Annotated in this window: 13 protein-coding genes and 1 pseudogene; 4 read left to right on the forward strand and 10 right to left on the reverse strand. The window is 62.6% G+C overall.

The features are described from left to right. Positions 1-167 precede the first annotated feature (167 nt). From ACE1EY_RS05780 to ACE1EY_RS05815, 8 genes are all read right to left on the reverse strand, one after another. A complete protein-coding gene (locus ACE1EY_RS05780) occupies positions 168-1,448 on the reverse strand; it encodes a M28 family peptidase (protein WP_373928052.1) in 1,281 nt (426 codons plus the stop codon). Between the two features lie 236 nt (positions 1,449-1,684). After that, on the reverse strand, positions 1,685-2,944 hold the full coding sequence (locus ACE1EY_RS05785; RefSeq protein WP_370299669.1) for an alpha/beta hydrolase: 1,260 nt from the start codon (positions 2,942-2,944) through the stop codon (positions 1,685-1,687). Between the two features lie 340 nt (positions 2,945-3,284). After that, positions 3,285-4,160 carry an SDR family NAD(P)-dependent oxidoreductase gene (locus ACE1EY_RS05790; protein ID WP_370299670.1) on the reverse strand — a complete coding sequence of 292 codons (876 nt, stop codon included), beginning with the start codon at positions 4,158-4,160 and terminating at the stop codon, positions 3,285-3,287. Further along, positions 4,157-5,014 (reverse strand): SDR family NAD(P)-dependent oxidoreductase, encoded by an 858-nt coding sequence (locus tag ACE1EY_RS05795; protein ID WP_370299671.1) that lies wholly within the window; start codon positions 5,012-5,014, stop codon positions 4,157-4,159. Before ACE1EY_RS05795 ends, ACE1EY_RS05790 begins: the two co-directional genes overlap by 4 nt. A 16-nt stretch (positions 5,015-5,030) precedes the next feature. After that, positions 5,031-5,435, reverse strand: coding sequence for a hypothetical protein (locus tag ACE1EY_RS05800; RefSeq protein ID WP_370299672.1), 405 nt, complete (start codon positions 5,433-5,435; stop codon positions 5,031-5,033). Then, positions 5,432-7,063 carry a GMC oxidoreductase gene (locus ACE1EY_RS05805; protein WP_370299673.1) on the reverse strand — a complete coding sequence of 544 codons (1,632 nt, stop codon included), beginning with the start codon at positions 7,061-7,063 and terminating at the stop codon, positions 5,432-5,434. Before ACE1EY_RS05805 ends, ACE1EY_RS05800 begins: the two co-directional genes overlap by 4 nt. 13 nt (positions 7,064-7,076) lie before the next feature. After that, complete coding sequence (locus tag ACE1EY_RS05810) at positions 7,077-7,982, reverse strand: alpha/beta hydrolase fold domain-containing protein (RefSeq protein WP_370299674.1); 906 nt, start codon at positions 7,980-7,982, stop codon at positions 7,077-7,079. A 3-nt stretch (positions 7,983-7,985) separates the two neighbouring features. Continuing rightward, entirely contained in the window at positions 7,986-9,488 is a 1,503-nt protein-coding gene (locus ACE1EY_RS05815; RefSeq protein ID WP_370299675.1) for a flavin-containing monooxygenase, read from the reverse strand. A 124-nt stretch (positions 9,489-9,612) separates the two neighbouring features. Here ACE1EY_RS05815 and ACE1EY_RS05820 point away from each other — a divergent pair, with 124 nt between their 5' ends. Together ACE1EY_RS05820 and ACE1EY_RS05825 are read left to right on the forward strand one after the other, a co-directional pair. Beyond that, positions 9,613-10,632: an AraC family transcriptional regulator ligand-binding domain-containing protein gene (locus tag ACE1EY_RS05820; RefSeq protein ID WP_370299676.1), complete on the forward strand. Its 1,020-nt coding sequence runs from the start codon at positions 9,613-9,615 to the stop codon at positions 10,630-10,632. A 497-nt stretch (positions 10,633-11,129) separates the two neighbouring features. Continuing rightward, on the forward strand, positions 11,130-12,290 hold the full coding sequence (locus ACE1EY_RS05825) for a hypothetical protein (RefSeq protein ID WP_370299677.1): 1,161 nt from the start codon (positions 11,130-11,132) through the stop codon (positions 12,288-12,290). 228 nt (positions 12,291-12,518) lie between these two features. Here the strand turns inward: ACE1EY_RS05825 and ACE1EY_RS05830 are convergent, their stop codons facing one another. After that, positions 12,519-13,571: an AraC family transcriptional regulator gene (locus tag ACE1EY_RS05830; protein WP_291514547.1), complete on the reverse strand. Its 1,053-nt coding sequence runs from the start codon at positions 13,569-13,571 to the stop codon at positions 12,519-12,521. A 92-nt stretch (positions 13,572-13,663) separates the two neighbouring features. Between ACE1EY_RS05830 and ACE1EY_RS05835 the strand changes: the two genes are divergently transcribed. Both ACE1EY_RS05835 and ACE1EY_RS05840 read left to right on the forward strand, forming a co-directional pair. Continuing rightward, on the forward strand, positions 13,664-15,079 hold the full coding sequence (locus ACE1EY_RS05835; protein ID WP_370299679.1) for a fatty acid desaturase: 1,416 nt from the start codon (positions 13,664-13,666) through the stop codon (positions 15,077-15,079). A 190-nt stretch (positions 15,080-15,269) separates the two neighbouring features. Next, on the forward strand, positions 15,270-15,854 hold the full coding sequence (locus ACE1EY_RS05840; RefSeq protein WP_370299680.1) for a transposase: 585 nt from the start codon (positions 15,270-15,272) through the stop codon (positions 15,852-15,854). Between the two features lie 744 nt (positions 15,855-16,598). Here the strand turns inward: ACE1EY_RS05840 and ACE1EY_RS05845 are convergent. Next, positions 16,599-16,893 (reverse strand): annotated as a pseudogene (locus tag ACE1EY_RS05845) (IS30 family transposase); the annotation flags it as partial.

The following is a 16,893-nucleotide window of genomic DNA, read 5'->3' on the forward strand; positions in this document are numbered from 1 at the left end:
GGAGGCAGAATAATGACGAAGAAATCGAGAGGAATCGGGTCGCACCTACTAAGTCTAGTGGTGCTGGTTGGGTGCAATTTCGGGGAGCAGGTCACCGGGCGGCGCTGCGCCACCGGGTGCGGGGCGTCAAACCACCGGTGGCGCAGTGCATTCTTCGGGTTGGCGCGCTAGATCGGCGAACGAATCGCTTCCCGGGACATGGCCATCACATCGGTGATGAAGTCGCGGTGGGCTTTCACCGCACGTGCCAGTTGTTCGGGCGGCACACGATCCGGGGTGTCGTCGACCGTGTGGTAGTGGGGGGTTGCCATGGTGAGGTTGACGCAGGGCACGCCGGCTTCACCCATGAGGCCTTCCAGATCACCGTTCGCATTGACGGTCGGAATGGTCGGAACAGGGGCGGCCAAGAGTCCGTACTGCACCAGGTAGGGCGTGAACTGCCGCGTCAGTGCCGGGTGAGGCGTCGTGAACAGGGCCCGCTCCTCATCACCCGGACGCTCGACGACCAGGCCGAGCATGTCGATGATCCCCGTCGTGCTGAAGTGCTCCTCGCCCTTGGCGGCCAGATGGTCCAGGTTGACGAACAGGTCCAGGTCGGGAATCAGGTGGGAATATTCCGAGATCCAATTCGTAACCCCGCCGTGAGGATAACCGGCGTCGTGGCCCGTGACGCCCAGGAAGATCATGTCGCGAGGCCTGTCCTGCAGAGGTAGCGAAGCAAAATGCTCGGCGAGCCCGATCAGGCCGGAGACGCCAGTCGCGTTATCGAGCGCCCCCGAGAACCAGGCGTCGTAGTGTGCACAGACAAGGATGGTGCCGGGGAGCTCCCCTGAGCCGGGCAGTTCCGCGATGACGTCCCGTGACTCTCCCTGCAGGTGATAGGCCTCGATATTCCAGCTTGCGGTGCCGCCGTTGGCAGCCGCTTGCCTGAGTCGCGCCAGATCGTGCGCGCCCAGTTGGAATGCAGGGATCGGATTGTTCTCCTGCTCGTTCCGGCTGGAACTGGTAGGGCGAATCAGGTTGTCGGGTGCGTCTGATGACACGAACATGGCCACAGCCCCCAGTTCGGCGGCGCGGTGGTAGCTGTCAGGGTAGGTCGCGAACACATTGAGAAGTGCGCGCCCGGTGACGACGACTGCCTTGCCGCGCAGATCTTGTGCGAGTAGTTCCGGCTCCGAGCCCAGGCCCACGTCAACCAGTTCGGCTGTGCCTTGTCCGCCGGGTGTCGACCAGATGGGAAAACTGTTGATGACTTCACTGCGGTCATTGACCGTCAGTTCCACGCGCCAGTCATCCAGCTGCCACTTGGTAATGGCGTAGGGTTCGACGCGGGCCGGCAGTCCGGCACCCTGAAGCCGGTGGCCCAGCCAGCGACCGGCCTCGGCTTCGGCCGGATAGCCCCGCCAGCGCGGCTGAAATTCGCACAGGTCCGTCACCCATCCGTGCAACCGGTTTGGATCCATTGGATCGATCTGGACGATCGGGCCGGGCGCTGGTGGCACTTCACCTGATGGGGCCGGTTCGCTTCCCGACTCACATGCCGTGAAGACGCTCGGCAGACCGATGGCAGACGAGAACAAGGCTGCCTGTTTCAGTAAATACCGCCGACTGATGTTGCGGTTGATCGACTCATCTGTTTGGTGGGCCGGGACGAGCGCGGGAGATGATTCATGACGTGAAAAACTCATTGTGCGAATTGCTCCATGATCCAGGCGGCGATCGCTGGCGCGGCCACGTCAGCGGTTGGCGAGTGGTCTGCGGGCCAGCGGGCATAGGTCACCGGATAGCCGCGACTGCGGTAGTCATTGACGAGTGCTTCGGTGAGCGGCAGGAGGGCGACGGCATCCAGAAGGCCCGCATCAATGCGAAGCGGCATGTCTCGACGCATCGGCAGGAGACGAATATCGTCCTCGCGCCATTCGCGGATCAGTTCCGCGACTGCTTCGTCGCCACGCGGACCCTTGACTGCCTGGGGAGAGAGGCCGCCCCATGAGTCTTCGTGGCTCAGGTCTTCGAGACACAGTCGTTCTAAATCCGGCCATAGAGCGACCGCTTCGTCGGACAATCCGCCTTCCTTGAGCAACAGCGATTCGAATTCCGGATCGGTGATGGCAATGCCCTTCAGCGCGAGTGCGGCGAGCGCGACAGCAGCATCCACACCAGGCGCGGCAACAGGTAATTCACCGGCGGCCGTCAACAAGACCTCCAACTGCGTCACGGGTGTGATGGCGGCTGCCCCGATGAGTTCGAGTCCTCGGGCCGGTGGGTGGCGACGGTTTCCGGTGTTGAGCGCGGCGACGCCGCCTTCCGAGTGGCCAGCTGCAATCCACCGGTGACCGGTTTGCTCCCAGCGATCACGAACCGCAGACGCCATGTCGCGCATGGCCCGCGCCAGGGAATCGCCTCGCAAGTAGGGGTGCGCTCCGGATTCGCCGAGGCCCTCGTAGTCCGGTCGAGCCACGAGTACACCCTCGGCCAGTAGCGCATTTGCGAGAGTGTCACCCTGTTGCATGCGCCGCAGCTCGCTGGACTCGGGCACACCGCGCGTGGGTGCGCAGGCGTCCGCCGCGCCGGTTGTCATGTGCCCGTAGACCACGAGTGGCCACTGTCCGTCCGGATACACCGGGATGGCTGGGAGCAGCACCAGACCGGAAGCCAGTGCTGGCTGGCCGAAGACATCGACCGTCGTGTACCGGACGAACAGCGACTGACTTGCGCCGACTAGCTGGCTGGTCGGCGGTGCCTCGGAGACTTGGACAATTGTCCCGGCAGGCTTGTTTTGCCAGCCGTTGGTGGGCGGTGGTGGCAGTGCCGCCTGCGGGGTGGCTGGCAGGCTCGAATGGGTCGTTGGTCCATCGATCTGCGCCGTTGATGTCGCATCCGCGCAGCCGACACTCAGCATGCTGACCAGCAATGTGCCAGCCGCAATCAGGCCATGGTGCATGGGGTCTCCTTCCGTCAGTCGTTATTGTTATCTGTTGATGCTGGAGTGGCTCCAGCGGCGACGGAGAAAATAACCGCGCGGGTTCGTGGCTGGCTTGTATGAAATCCGCATCGCGGCCGCCGTCCCCATCGACGCGAGGCCCCGGGTCATCGCGTACCGATGATCGATACCCTCGGGTCCCAGTGGCCCGGTACCTAGGCTGCGAGCAACGTCACCCCTTATTGATCTGGGCGTCGGCGGTGCTGCGGGCAGTCAGCTGCGCGGCGAGCTGCATTCTGGTTGATCGATCTATCGGGCGAAGAAGGCCGGTTAGCTCGCCTGTACCGACCGGTGCGGTTGATCAGGCCGCCTTTCGCTTGTTCCCGCGGCTTTGCTGGGAATCCTGCTCAATCTGGCGGACTACTTCGCGCACGGTTTCGTCGGTGTCCAGCTTGCGATCGAAGGCCGAGATGACCACGCCGCGCAACAGCGACGCGGCGGCCCAGCGCGACGGCGAGATGATGCGCGGTGCGCGTTTTTTCAAGCCTTTGACGACATCGGCCGCGATGGTTTCGGGTGCGACCAGCGTGCGCAGCGGTTTCGGCAGCAACGCTTCGAGAAAGCGGGTGACCGTCGCGTTGCCACCGAAGGCGAGTTCGGTCATCGGGGTTTTGACCCAGCCGGGGTAGAGCACGGAGGCGCTGGCGCCAGAGCCGGCGAGTTCGGTGCGCAGTGCCCGGGTGAAGGATTCAACCCCGGCCTTGGAAATGGCGTACGGCGCGTTGATGGTGCCGTTCATGAAGGCGTAGATCGAGCTGGTCGTCAGCACCTGGCCGCGGTTCTTGACGATCTCCGGCAATGCCGCCTTGACGGTGCGCCACACGCCCAGCAGATCAACCTCGACGATCTTCTCGAACTCCGCATCGTCCACGGTGAGCACGGTCTTGGGTGGGTCCCAGGCGATGCCGGCGTTGGCGAAGACCACGTCCAGGCGGCCGAAGCGCCGCACGGCGTCGGCAACGGCCAGACGGCTGGCACGCATGTCGGTCACGTCCAGCGCCAGCGCAAGCACGCGTGCTGGGTCGAACTCGGCCGCGAGCGCATCGACATCGGCCTGGCGCAGGTCGGTGAGCACAAGCCGGGCGCCTTGTTCGAACAGCGCTCGAGCGGTCGCGGCCCCGATGCCGCCGGCCGCGCCGGTGATCAGCACCACCTTGTCGTTAAGGGAGTAGGTCATGATGAGGAGTCTCCTTGCACGGGGGCGCTGGTCTCGAAATGGTCCAGCGCTGCCTTGATTTTCTGATCACCGAACATCAGGCGATCGGTGAGCTTGCGCATCAGTTCCGGCGCTGCGGTGATCGGCAGATTGCGCTTGGGGACGACAGCCTTCTGACTGCGTCGGCCAATCGCCTTTATGGTCGCGGCGACCACGTCTTCGACGGTGGTCAGTTTGAACAGGCCCCGATTGTCGTTGTACAGCCTGCGGCCGGCCGGGTGTTCGGTGAGCTGATCGGCCAGCGGGGTCTTGAAGAAGGTGGGATGGATGCTGCCCACCGTCACGCCCTGCTGTTTCACTTCCAGCCGCACGCTGTTGCAGAGCGCCAGCACACCGGCCTTGCTGGCGGTGTAGGCGCCTTGTAGCGGCGAATTGAAAAAAGACGCCATGGAGGCGATTGCTAGCAGATGGCCTTTTGTTTCGCGCAGATGCGGCAGCCCGGCCTTGAAAGTTCGGAAGACGCCGTTGAGGTTGATGTCGATGGTGCGTTCGAACGAGGCTTCTGACTGCTGCGCCAATGGCTCCAGCGTGGCGACGCCGGCATTGGCGATCACCAGATCCAGCCGGCCGAAGTGCGCTGCCGCGGCGTCCATGGCGTGCCGCACCTGCTCCAGGTCACGCACATCGGCTACCCAACCGCGCGCGCGGCTGGCGTCCCCTAGTGTTTCGGCCTGCGCCGTCAGACTCTGTTGATCCAGATCCATCAGGGCCAGACGTGCGCCCCTCGCTGCCAGCGCCGCGCAGAGATGACGGCCCAAATCGCCACTGGCGCCGGTGATGGCGACAACGGCGTTGTCCAGATTGAAGTGCGCCATGCAGTCCTCCCGGTGCTTATCGCCGGCCCAGAATCGGGCCGGGTGGCGAGCTGCGCTTGAGCAGAAAATCCACAAACAAGGCGGCAAAGATCAGGTCGCCCATGGTGAGCCAGCCCAGTAGATAGCCCTGGCGGCCAGTGACCAGGACCGGCAAGGCCGTGGCAACGACCAGCATTTTGCCGATGACTCCCAGCACGATGTACGGCCGATAGCGCACCGGATCACGCCCGGCCATGTAGTAGGCATAGCCAAAGGTCAGGACGAGCACGCCGCAAAGATTGACCAGCAAGCGGTTGCTGCCCTCGGCGGGGGCTAGCTGCAAAAGTTGCTGCATCTGCGGCCAGGCAAGTAGCAGTGATGCCGCCACGATTACGTTGAACAGGGCGGCGACCGTGAACAGGTAGCGGGCGTAGCGGTTCATGCCGCCTGCTTCACCGTGGCGGCGTTTTTGGCGGGGATGAAGCTCATCGCCCGTTCCGCCAGCGCGGTGATGGTCAGGCTTGGGTTCACGCCCAGGTTGGCGCTGAGCATCGAGCCGTCGACCACGTAAAGCCCCTGGTAGTTGAACACCCGGTTCTGCGCGTCGATGACGCCGTGTTCGGGCGAATCCGCCATGGCGCAGCCGCCCATGCAATGCGCGGTCATCGGCACGTTGAAGGCAATTTCGCTCAGCGACGACAGGCCGACACCGCCGGTGGCCTTGGCCGCCTTCTCGGTGAAGGCGTTGGCCTCGGGGATGAAGGTCGGAATCCGGTCGCCGTGGCTGGTGAGCGTTTTCCGGAACGGCCAGTACCACGGCCGTTGCCAGCGCATGTTGATGTGGCCGTCCAGCGTCTGCATGACCAGAAAGATCACGGTTTCCCGCGACCAGCGATACGGCAGGATGGCGCGCAGCCCGGCAATCGGTCGGGTCACCAGCAGCTTCAGCATCGCCGCCAGCCAGTACAGCACGCGCACCGGCCCGGAGCGACCGCCCGTTAACACGGTGAACAGCCCGCTCATGAGGTTGGAGCCATCGGGGTACCGCACCGCCTCGATATGCGTGTGCTTGTCGATGTAGATGCCCGAGCCGATTGCGACGCCTCTGGACAGATCTTGCTGCGTGCCGGGGTAGCGCACGCCCAGAATCGATTCGGCATTGGTGCGAACCCGTTTGCCGAGATCGTCCGAGACATGGGGTAGCGAACCGGTGTCCTTGAGCGCGAACAGCAGTTCCTGCGTGCCCAGCGACGAGGCGGCGAATACGACATGCCTGGCCGTGACCGTGCTGCGCGTTCTGAACAGGCGAGCAAAGCTCGGAACGGTGGTCACGACATAGCCATCGGCACCGTCCGCAGCGCCCGCCGGCCGCACATCGACCACCTGGGTTTCTGCCCGTACTTCGGCGCCCTGGCGTTCGGCCAAGTACAGGTAGTTCTTGTCCAGCGTGTTCTTGGCGCCGTGACGGCAGCCGACCATGCAGGCACCGCAGCCGAGGCAGGACGTGCGCTCCGGGCCGTCGCCGCCAAAGTACGGGTCCGGCACGGTTTGGCCCGGTTCGTCGTCCTCGTTGCCGAAGAACACGCCAACCTGCGTGTAGTAGAAGCTGTCCTCGACGCCGGCTGCCTGCGCCATGTCCTTGAGCCTGGCGTCGGCCGGGCCGGGGCGCTTGTTCTCGGTCACGCCCAGCATGCGCTTGGCGGTGGCGTAGTGGGCCGGCATCGTGCGTTGCCACTGATCCAGGCCCGCCCAGTTGCCTTCATCCCACACCGAGTCCGGCGGCACGAGCAGGGTTTGGGCATAGGTGATGGAGCCGCCGCCCACGGCGTTGCCGTGCAGGATCATCACGTGCTTGAACAGTCGCAGGCGCAGAAACCCCTTCAGTGCCAGCAGCGGCATCCATAGGTAATTCCAGATGCGCCAGTTGGTCCGGGGCAGGTTTTCGGGCGTCCAGCGACGTCCTTGTTCCACCACCAGCACCTTGTAGCCCTTTTCGCTCAGCCGGTAGGCCGACACGCTGCCGCCGAAACCGGAGCCGACAATGATGTAGTCGTAATCGTGCTCGTCCATGTGTCCTCCTCCATCAGGCCGCCTGGGCCAGTCGCGCTGTCTTGTTCTTGATGAATTGCCCGATCTGCTCCACGGCCTCATCCGCCGCATCCAGCCACCCATAGTGCAGCTGGAAGACATGCCACAGTCCGGCGAATTGCCGCAGTTCGCAATCACCGCCAGTCAGCCGCAGGCGGTCGCGCAGGCGTAGGGCGTCGGAGAGCAGAATCTCCTCCGAGCCGACCTGGATCAGCACCGGCGGCAAGCCGGCAAGATTCGCGAACAAAGGGGAGCAAGCGGTGTCCGTCTTCGCCGTGCCGGCGCGGTAGGCTTCGCTGCAGGCACGCAGCCAAGCGGGGCTGACCATGGGGTCGCGCCGGGCATGGCTCGCGATGCTGGGACCGCTAAGGCTCAGATCCGTCCACGGCGAGATCAGCACCAGCGCTGCCGGCATCGGCAATCCGGCATCGCGGATGGCCCCGGCCAGGGTCAGGCTCAGGCCGCCACCGGCGGAATCGCCAGCAATCACCAGACGATCGGCGGGCTGCCCCTGTTCCAGCAGTTCGGCGTAGACCGCGAGCGCATCGGTGAGCGCCGCCGGGTGCGGATGCTCGGGCGCAAGACGGTACTCCGGCAACCAGACCCGCGCGCCGGCGGCCTCGCCAATGGCTGCCGCCAGCTTGCGGTGGCTGCCAAAGCCGCCCATCACATAACCACCGCCGTGCAGGAACAGCACGCCCAATGTCGGGGTGCCGACAGCCGGGGCGATGTCCAGCACCGGCACGCCGGCCCAGCGCCGCTCGCGGTAGACCGCGCCAGCAGGCCCGCGCAGGGACAAGCCGATCAAACTGCCCAGGCGTCGTTGCCAGCGCACCGGCACGCGCGGTGACAGCACCGGTTTGAGCAAGCCGCGAACCAGAGCCTTGAAGGCGCGGACCATGGCTTAGCGACTCGATCCAGTGGCGGGCTGCAGCTCGTAGTCCTGCAAATCCAGCTTGCCGGTCATGAGCCGGAAGCTGAACGTGAACCCCGGCCAGTTGTTCGTGACCTTGCCCGTCTCGTTGACGTACCAGGAATTGCAGCCCGCCACCCAGACACTGCGCTTGAGCTGTGCCTGCATCTGCTCGCCATACTTGCGCTGCTCGCTCATCTTCACGTTCATGAAGGCCAGGCCGGGGTCCAGCAGCATGCGGATGCATTGCATCACGTAGCGGACCTGCGCCTCCAGCATGAAGATGATGGAGCTGTGAGCGAGGTTGGTGTTCGGGCCGTACAGGATGAACAGGTTGGGAAAGCCGGAGACCGACATGCCCTTGTAGGCTTCGGCGCCGTCTTTCCATGCCGTGTTGAGATCAACGCCGTCGAGGCCGGTGATCTTCATGGGGGTCAGGAATTCCGTGGCCTGGAAGCCGGTGCCGTAGATGATCGCATCCACCTCATGGCGCTGGCCGTCGCTGGTGACGATGGCGGATTCGTCCACGTGGTCAATGCCGTCGGTGACGATGTCCACATGGTCCTGATCCATGGCCGGAAACCAGTCGTTGGAGATCAGCAAGCGCTTGCAACCAATCTTGTACTTGGGGGTGAGCTTCTCGCGCTTGGCGGGGTCTCTGACCTGCCGCCGCAGGCTGCGGCGACTGAGCCACGCCCAGGCCTCCAGCAGACCGCCGAAGCGGGTGAAGCCGAGTGCGCGGACCTCGTTTTTCCAGTAGATCAGCCCTCGATAGAGCCGATCGGTCATCGGCACCGTCTCGAACAGCCACTGCTCGAAGCCCGTAAAGGGCCGGTCAGCCTTGGGGATGACCCACGCGCCCGAACGCTGAAACAGCTTGAGTTCCTTCACCTTGGGCACGATCTGCGGCACGAACTGGATGGCGCTGGCGCCGGTGCCGATCACCGCGACGGATTTGCCGGTGAGGTCGGCATCGTGATTCCAGCGGGCCGAGTGAAAGGCCTCGCCCCGAAAGCGGTCGAGGCCCTTGATCTTCGGGTACATCGGCTGGTTGAGCTGCCCCACCGCGCTGATCAGTACACGGGCGTGGATGGCCTCGCCGCCCGCGGTCTGGATAACCCAGAGCCCGCTGGTCTTGTCGAACTCGGCCGAGGCGACCTCCTGATTGAACCGGATGTGCGCGTGCAGCCCGTATTTGGTCGCGCAGCTTTCCATGTACGAACGAATTTCCGGTTGCAGGCCGAACTTGCGGGTCCAGTCGCTCTTGGGCTCGAAGGAGTAGGAATAAAGGTGCGACTGCACATCGCAGGCAGCGCCGGGGTAGGTGTTGTCCCGCCAAGTGCCGCCGATGCTTCCGGCTTTCTCCAGCATCGTGAACGACTCGATGCCCGCGCGTTTGAGCTGCATGGCCATGCCAAGGCCGCCGAAGCCGGTGCCGATAATGACGATATGCGGGGTCGTCGGCCCATCAGGGCCGGGTCTGGTAGCAGCCATGTCGCTCTCCTCCTGCGCCAGCTGTTCTTGTTGATCGCCACTGTAGAGCGCCGCGACTTGTGCGGCGAGCCTGTTAGAGGACAAAATATCAATAAAATAGGACAGTGCTCGCGAGGGGGCATCCATGCCGGCATGGAATTTCGATCGCGCCGTGACCAGCATGCGGTTGATGACCGAACTGGCGCTCGAACGCGGCGTGCCGTCTGCGACCGTGCTTGCCGGCACCCAGGTTTCGGCGGATCAGCTCAACAACCCCGACGTGGTCGTCGGCGCGCAGCAAGAGCTTCGGCTGATCGCCAACCTGGTCGATGCCCTGGGCGACGAACAGGCGCTGGGTATCGACGCTGGGCGGCGCTATCACTTCACCGCGTTTGGGGCGCTCGGGTTTGCGATGGTGAGCAGCCAGACCATGCGCGAAGCCATGACCATCGGGCTGCGCTACTTCCATCTGACCTTTGCCTTCACCCAGTTCGCGGTGAGCGATCAGGGCGCCCAAACCCGGCTGCGCCTGGACGACGGGGAGCTGCCGCCGGCGTTGCGGCGGTTCATCGTGGAGCGTGATTCGGCCGCCTTCATCACCTTGCAGCGGGACATTTTTGGCCCCCAGCCGGTGATCGACGCGCTGTCGTTCCGCTATCCGGCGCCGAGGCAGGCCGCTGCCGCTTATCAGGCGTTCTACGGATTAGCCCCGCAATTCGATGCGGTGGCGAACGAAGCGCTGCTCGACCGTGCGGCCCTCGAGCGTCGTCTGCCTCAGGCCAACGATCTGGCTCGCCAGGCCGCGGAGACGCAATGCCGGTCGATTCTCGATGCCCGTGCGCCGCGCAGCGGCCTGGCCGGGCGCGTGCGCGAGCGTATCGCCGCACGTCTGGCGGAGCGCGCGACGATGGCCGAGATCGCCGGTGGTTTGCACATGATTCCGCGCACCCTGCGCCGTCGCCTGCAGGAAGAAGGCACGACCTACGCCGAGCTGCGCGACGAGGTGCGCCAGGCGCTTGCGGACGAATATCTGGCCGGCCCGCGCCTGTCTATTGATCAGATTGCGAACCGGCTGGGTTACGCCGAGTCCACCAGCTTCATCAACGCCTTCCGGCGGTGGCACGGTGTCACGCCGCATGCCTACCGGTTGAGCCATCGGGTTTAGAGAGTGGTCGCAGAAAGATCAAGCTAGCGCTGCAAACCCACCCGCTTGTTCACGAACAGCATGGGTTGTTCAAGATTCAGAACCTGCATTTCAGGCTCGATGAATCCAATGTTGTCCAAAGCAGCGTCAAAACCTATATCATCGCCCTGGAAACGGCGCATTTTTCGCAACCGGGTCGAGGCACCTGCAAGCCGCGGATGATGACGTTGCCGTCAGAGATCCCGAATAGCCGAACCTCCGCATCGGCTCACCCACCGTGACTTTAACCGATGATCCCACCTCGCATGCGTCACTTGTTCCCAGCCCTTCTTACGCTTGCCGTCCTTGCCCTCGGCGCCTGTGGCGGCGGGGGTGGCGAGAGCGCACCGTCCGATGGCGAACCACCCATTTCGAGCGGAGAGCTCGTCGTTCGGACGGTACGACACGATTCCAACCTTGCGCCAGTCAGTGGCGTCAGCGTGCTGTTGCACGGCCCGGATGGTCGATCTGTTGAGCGCATGCTGACGAGCGACGCCGACGGCTACGCTCGGTTTGGCGATGTCGGTCGTGAGCGTGTCACGCTTACGACCGTTGTCGGCGCGCGGCGCATCACGCTGATCGACGTCCCGGAGGATGAGTATGTCATCCGTGTCTTGCCACGCGATAACAGCGTCTCCGAACCCTTCGTCCCCTGCGAAGGGCTACGGAACATCTCGGTCACTTCGGAAACGAACGACGGCGAATATATCCGGCTCTATCCGCGTTCGTCCGTCGTGACAACGGATGATGAATCCATCGAGTTTCCGAGCCAGGCTGTCTGTGACATGCACGAAAGCGTTGATGGCACGGTCCCGATCATGATCGGCGACGGCGTCCTGGTAGACGAGCGCCCAGATGGCCAGATATACGCGTACCCCGATGTTGGAACGCTGTACGGATTCGCCGCCGTGCCGAGCCCGGCAGACGGCGAACTGGTCGTCATCAATCGGAGCATCGCCTACGCCGCTCACCCGTGGACGTCTGAGGAGAAGGTCGGCGGCATCCAAATCTTCGGCTATGACCGGGCCGGGAGTCTGTTCGAACTGGGCTTCGGCCCGGCCGACGAAACTCAGCGGGCCGGAACCGTTTTTCTTGCCGATCAGGTCGTGCTGCCAACTTACCGCCTGTTAGGTGGGTTCAACGGGACGACTACGGTTGATAGCGACACACATGACAGCTTCCTTCTTCTGGGCTCGTACGTGTCCCAGCTATCAACAGCACTACCTGCACAGTTGCACCTGAATACACCTTCGTTGGCGATCACGGACATCGTTCATGATCAGGTTACCGCTGAGCTCAGATTCTCTGGCGACTTGCCCTCTGTCGGTCCGCTCATTCGCGTGCTGGTCGAGCTTTACGACGAGGGCTACAGCAATTTTCGCCGATGGACGTTCTACCTGCCGAGTTCGCACGCGACGCTTCAAATTCCGACGATTCCGGCGAGTGTCAGCACCCGTGACTTCGAAAGCCAGAATTGGGTCACCGAAGGAACGCTGTTGTACGCCGCTGTGCTGGAGGACGGGGACAACGCGAGCTACGGCGACGCGCTCGCGTTGCGGTTTGGCGAGCGAGCGCTGGCCGAAAATCGGCACTATCGCTACGCCGATTACTGGCGCGAGAACTACCCGCTTTCGGAGTGACGGAGCTGCCTGGGCACGGCGCCGCCGTCGAAAAATCGCGTTCCGGAAGTTCCACGACACGCCAGTTGTCGAACCAGCGTCTAGGCGGTAGCCCGACGGTTGCAGTCATTCGTCGCACATGCCGGTTGAGGCTTTGCTGTCCTTAGTTCCTCTAGTTCGCCTAGCGCTCGCGGACGAATATCTGGCCGGCCCGCGCCTGTCTATTGATCAGATTGCGAACCGCCTGGGTTACGCCGAGTCGACCAGTTTCATCAACGCCTTCCGGCGCTGGTAGGTACGTGGGCTGCAACCCTCGCGCGCCCGGAACGCGCGGGCGAAGTTCGAACTGTCGGAGAAGCCAAGCGAGTAGGCCACTTCGGTCACGCTCTGGGTTTGGCCGGCGAGCCGCTCGCACGCGAGGTCGTGCTGAATCTTTCCGGCGAGGGTTCGGAACGTCGTGCCCTCGCGTGCGAGGTAGCGGTTCAGCGTGCGCGGCGAAATATTCAGCGTGGCCGCGAGTTCATCCAGCGTGGGCAATGCGCCGCTGACTTCGCGCAGGGTCATGGCAACCCAGTCCGCGAAGGCACGGGCGCGCGTGACCTGATCAAGCATGGCCTGGCAGCGGCTCTCGGCGACGGCGCGAGCATGCGGATCGGCCATCGCCAACGGGAATTCCCTCGGATTGCCCAATAAGGTCAGCGACACGCCCGGTGTGGCGCCGAGGTCGGCGCCGAATTCATAACGCAGGTTGGGAATGCGGTCATAAAGCCGCACGTGCGGCGGCGGCATGATCGACAGCCGAAGTCGGCAGGGCGGGCGACGGTGACCGGTGAGGTCATCGATCTCGCGGATCGCAGCCATGCCGATCGCCTCCAGGTGGAACGCCAGACTGACGTGGCTCATGGCGATACGTGGTGTCAGCCGGACCTCGCCGGTTTCGCCGTCATTGGCGTAGCGCATCCGAAAGCTGGGCATGATCAGGCCGAAATACTGCGCCTCGAAGCGCAGCGCCTGATCGAGGTTGCGGCTGTTGAGCATGCCGAAACCGACAAAGCTGTGCGAGCTGGCCGACAGGCGTTTACCGAGCTCGAAACCCAGGTCGCTGCGTGAAGAAATCTCCGCCGCCCGGACGAGGAGCCTGTCCACGTCGGATACGCGAATCTGCGCCTCCGGTCTCGCCAGCGCCGGCATGGACAATCCCACCGACTCCAGCAGGGCTGTGAGGTCCAGGCCGTCGCTGGCAAACAGCTCGGCGATGCGTGCGTAGTAGCGCGCGGGGACAAGGTAATCAGATGGCTGCATGGCGCATTATGACCGATAGTTGGCGCATAATGACCGGAATATCGCGGCCAGGTCCAGCACGATGCAGCCTCACTTCATACGAGGCCAAGCGCATGCGTGCCACGTCCATCGAATCTTCAGTTCAGTCGTCCATCGCCTCTACCGCGGCCTCCTGGGTAGATGGCAAACGCTGGTTCTGGTTGCTCAGCCCGGCGTTGCCGTTGCTCGGTCTGATGTCGGTGGCGGCCGTTGCGTTGGGCGCCTCTCCGCTGCTGCTGTTCGCGTTGCCGGTCTTCTTTTACGGGGCCGTGCCGTTACTCGATGTGTTGATCGGCGACGATCGCGTCAACGCGCCCGAAACCGCCGTTGCTGCGCTGGAAGCGGATCGCTACTACCGCAACATCGTCTACGCCTATATCCCCAGCCAATACATCGTGACCGGGATCGCCACCTGGCTTGCGGTAACAGCGGGACTGCCGTGGTGGGGACTGTTGGGGCTGATCGTGACGACGGGCATGGTCAATGGCGTGGGCATCAACACTGCGCATGAGCTCGGGCACAAGACGGGCCGGTTGGAACGCTGGCTGGCGAAGATCACTCTGGCGCCGGTGGCCTATGGACACTTCTTCATCGAACACAACAAGGGCCATCACCGTCATGTGGCGACGCCGGAAGATCCGGCCAGCTCGCGGATGGGCGAAGCCTTCTGGGCGTTTCTGCCGCGGTCGGTGGTGGGCAGCGCGCGGTCTGCGTGGCGGATCGAACGCGATCGTCTGACACGCAAGGGCGAGTCCGTGTGGTCTCGCAACAACGAGAACCTTCAGGCCTGGGCGATGACCATGGTGCTGTTCGGCGCGCTGACGATCGCCCTGGGTCCATGGGCGTTGGCGTTTCTCGCCGTGCAGGCGATTTACGGGTTCTCGCTGCTGGAAGTCGTCAACTACCTGGAACACTATGGCCTGCTGCGCCAGAAGCTCGAAAGCGGTCGGTACGAGCGCTGCCAGCCATGCCATTCCTGGAACAGCAATCATGTCGTGACCAACCTGTTCCTGTACCAGTTGCAGCGGCATTCGGATCATCACGCCAACCCGACGCGTCGCTACCAAAGCCTGCGCCATTTTGCGGATGCGCCCCAGCTGCCCGCCGGCTACGCGACCATGATTCTGGCGGCCTACATACCGCCACTGTGGTTCCGGCTGATGAACCCGAAGGTGGCCGCGCACCACGGCGGCGACCTGACGCATGCGCACCTGCATGCACCACGCCGGGAAGCGCTGCTGGCCCGCTGGTCCTCGTCGGCGTCGTCACGCGTCGGCGTCCCGACGGTCGAGGAGGCGCCGGCCTCGACGGTGGCGTCATCCGCCGCCACCCGCCACGCCTGCCCGAACTGCGACTACGTGTATGACGAATCGCAGGGCTGCCCGGACGAAGGCTTCAAGCCAGGAACGTCGTGGCAGGCCATCCCGGCCGATTGGGCCTGCCCGCAATGCGCGGTGCGGGAGAAGCTGGACTTCCGGGCGGCGGCGTAATTCGGCCCGATACACAAAGCCCCGCGTGCCAAGGATGGAGATGGCGTGCGGGGCTTTTTGGTTAAGGCTTCGGTCTCAGCCGATCACATGCAACGGCGGTTGCTAATTTACGGTGACACCTTTATTTAAGATTTACGGAATTTACGGTGACACCTTACTAATAGCACTGATTGATCGCTATGCTGGCAGAATGGATCGTCTCCCCCACTATCCGCGCCACATCACGCAGCGGGGTAATCGTCGCCAACGCATTTTCTTGGTTGACGATGACTATGCGGTTTATCGGGACATTCTCGCCGAGAACTGCGGAATGCAAGGGATAGAGGTGTGGAGCTATTGTTTCATGCCGAACCACGTTCACCTCATCCTGACACCATCGTCGTCTGATGGATTGTCTCGTCGCGATGGACGAAGCGCACCTCCCCGCAGAGCATTTCGCTACGTGGCCATGAATCCGGTCAAGGCGAATCTGCTCGAACGGCCTGATGCCCGGCAGTGGTCAAGCGCGCCGGCACACCTGGCGGGTCAGGGCGACAGCTTGGTCAAGGTCAAACCATTTCTTGAGCGCATCGAGAACCCACAAGAGTTTTTCAGCCCTGCGGCGAATGAGGTTCGGGAAAGAAATCTAGCGTCAGGGCAGAGCATTGGACGGCCCTTGGTGGATGACGACACGCTGGTTGTACGGGAGAAGGTGATGGGCGTTCAGTTGAGGCCGGGGAAACGCGGGCGGCGACGCAAGGAAAACCCTGACTCGGAGCAGATTAAATTAGTGTAATTGGTGAGGCGTCACCGTAAATTGATTTCGACAAATGCGGAGCAGGTTGCAACTAATAATGGCTGAGCGCGCAAAATATTTAGTCGTATGGGTGGCAGTATTTGTCGTCGTAGTGGCGTTTCTGATTGGCGTGAAGTTTCTAAGGTGGGGGTGATCTCTGAATCTCTTCATGAAATGCTTTCAAAGTAGAATCTCATATATGCGCAATGACTTACGAAATTGCGGTGACGTCTTACTAATTCAGATTAAATTAGTACAATTGGTAAGGTGTCACCGTAAATCCCGGGCCATGATGCTTCCCAAAGGTATAGCGCAGGCTACGGCGTGCGCCGCTCTGGGAGCGCTGGGATACGTTGCTCCGCTTCCGTTTCCTTAGTTCGGCGACGCTTTTATGAATTCAACGAAGAAGGGCTTGCAGCGTGGTCTCTTGACAATTCTAGCGATCGTCGTTCTTGGCCTCGGGTTCTCTTTGACGCTAAGTGAGATCGTCTCCATGTTTCACTTGGAGACAATTCTTGAGGCGTCAAGAGCATCGAAGTTCTATCTGGAAGAAGGCTTTGGCGAGTACTCGACCTGGAAGGCCTATTATCTGTTCTGCAGACTGTTAGTTTTTATACTCGGAATTTTACTCCTTGGCACCGGCGTTGCGTTGTTGAGTGCTCGAATCAAGGAAAGGCGGTTTTGACTTCTCCTTCGTTTCAAGGGAGAAGAGCACAAAACACAAAACATGGGGTCAGCTTGGATTCAAGAATCAAGCGCAACATGATTGAGGTAATCCGCCGTTGCTTGGTCGAAAAGCTCCTGCGGAGTCTGAAAGTCAAAACGTTTTCTTGGCCGGGTATTCAGCAGCCACGCAACGTCGTTCAATCGGACCTAGCTCACGCCTGATAGGTCGGTGCCCTTTGGGAAGTACTGCCGCAGCAGGCCGTTGATGTTCTCGTTGCTGCCGCGCTGCCAGGGGGCGTGTGGATCTGCAAAGTAGATGGCCATCTTCAGGTGCTTGCTCATCAGCGGATGTTCAGCCATCTCTGATCCCCGG

Source organism: Abyssibacter sp. (assembly GCF_964229365.1).
Classification (GTDB): domain Bacteria; phylum Pseudomonadota; class Gammaproteobacteria; order Nevskiales; family OUC007; genus Abyssibacter.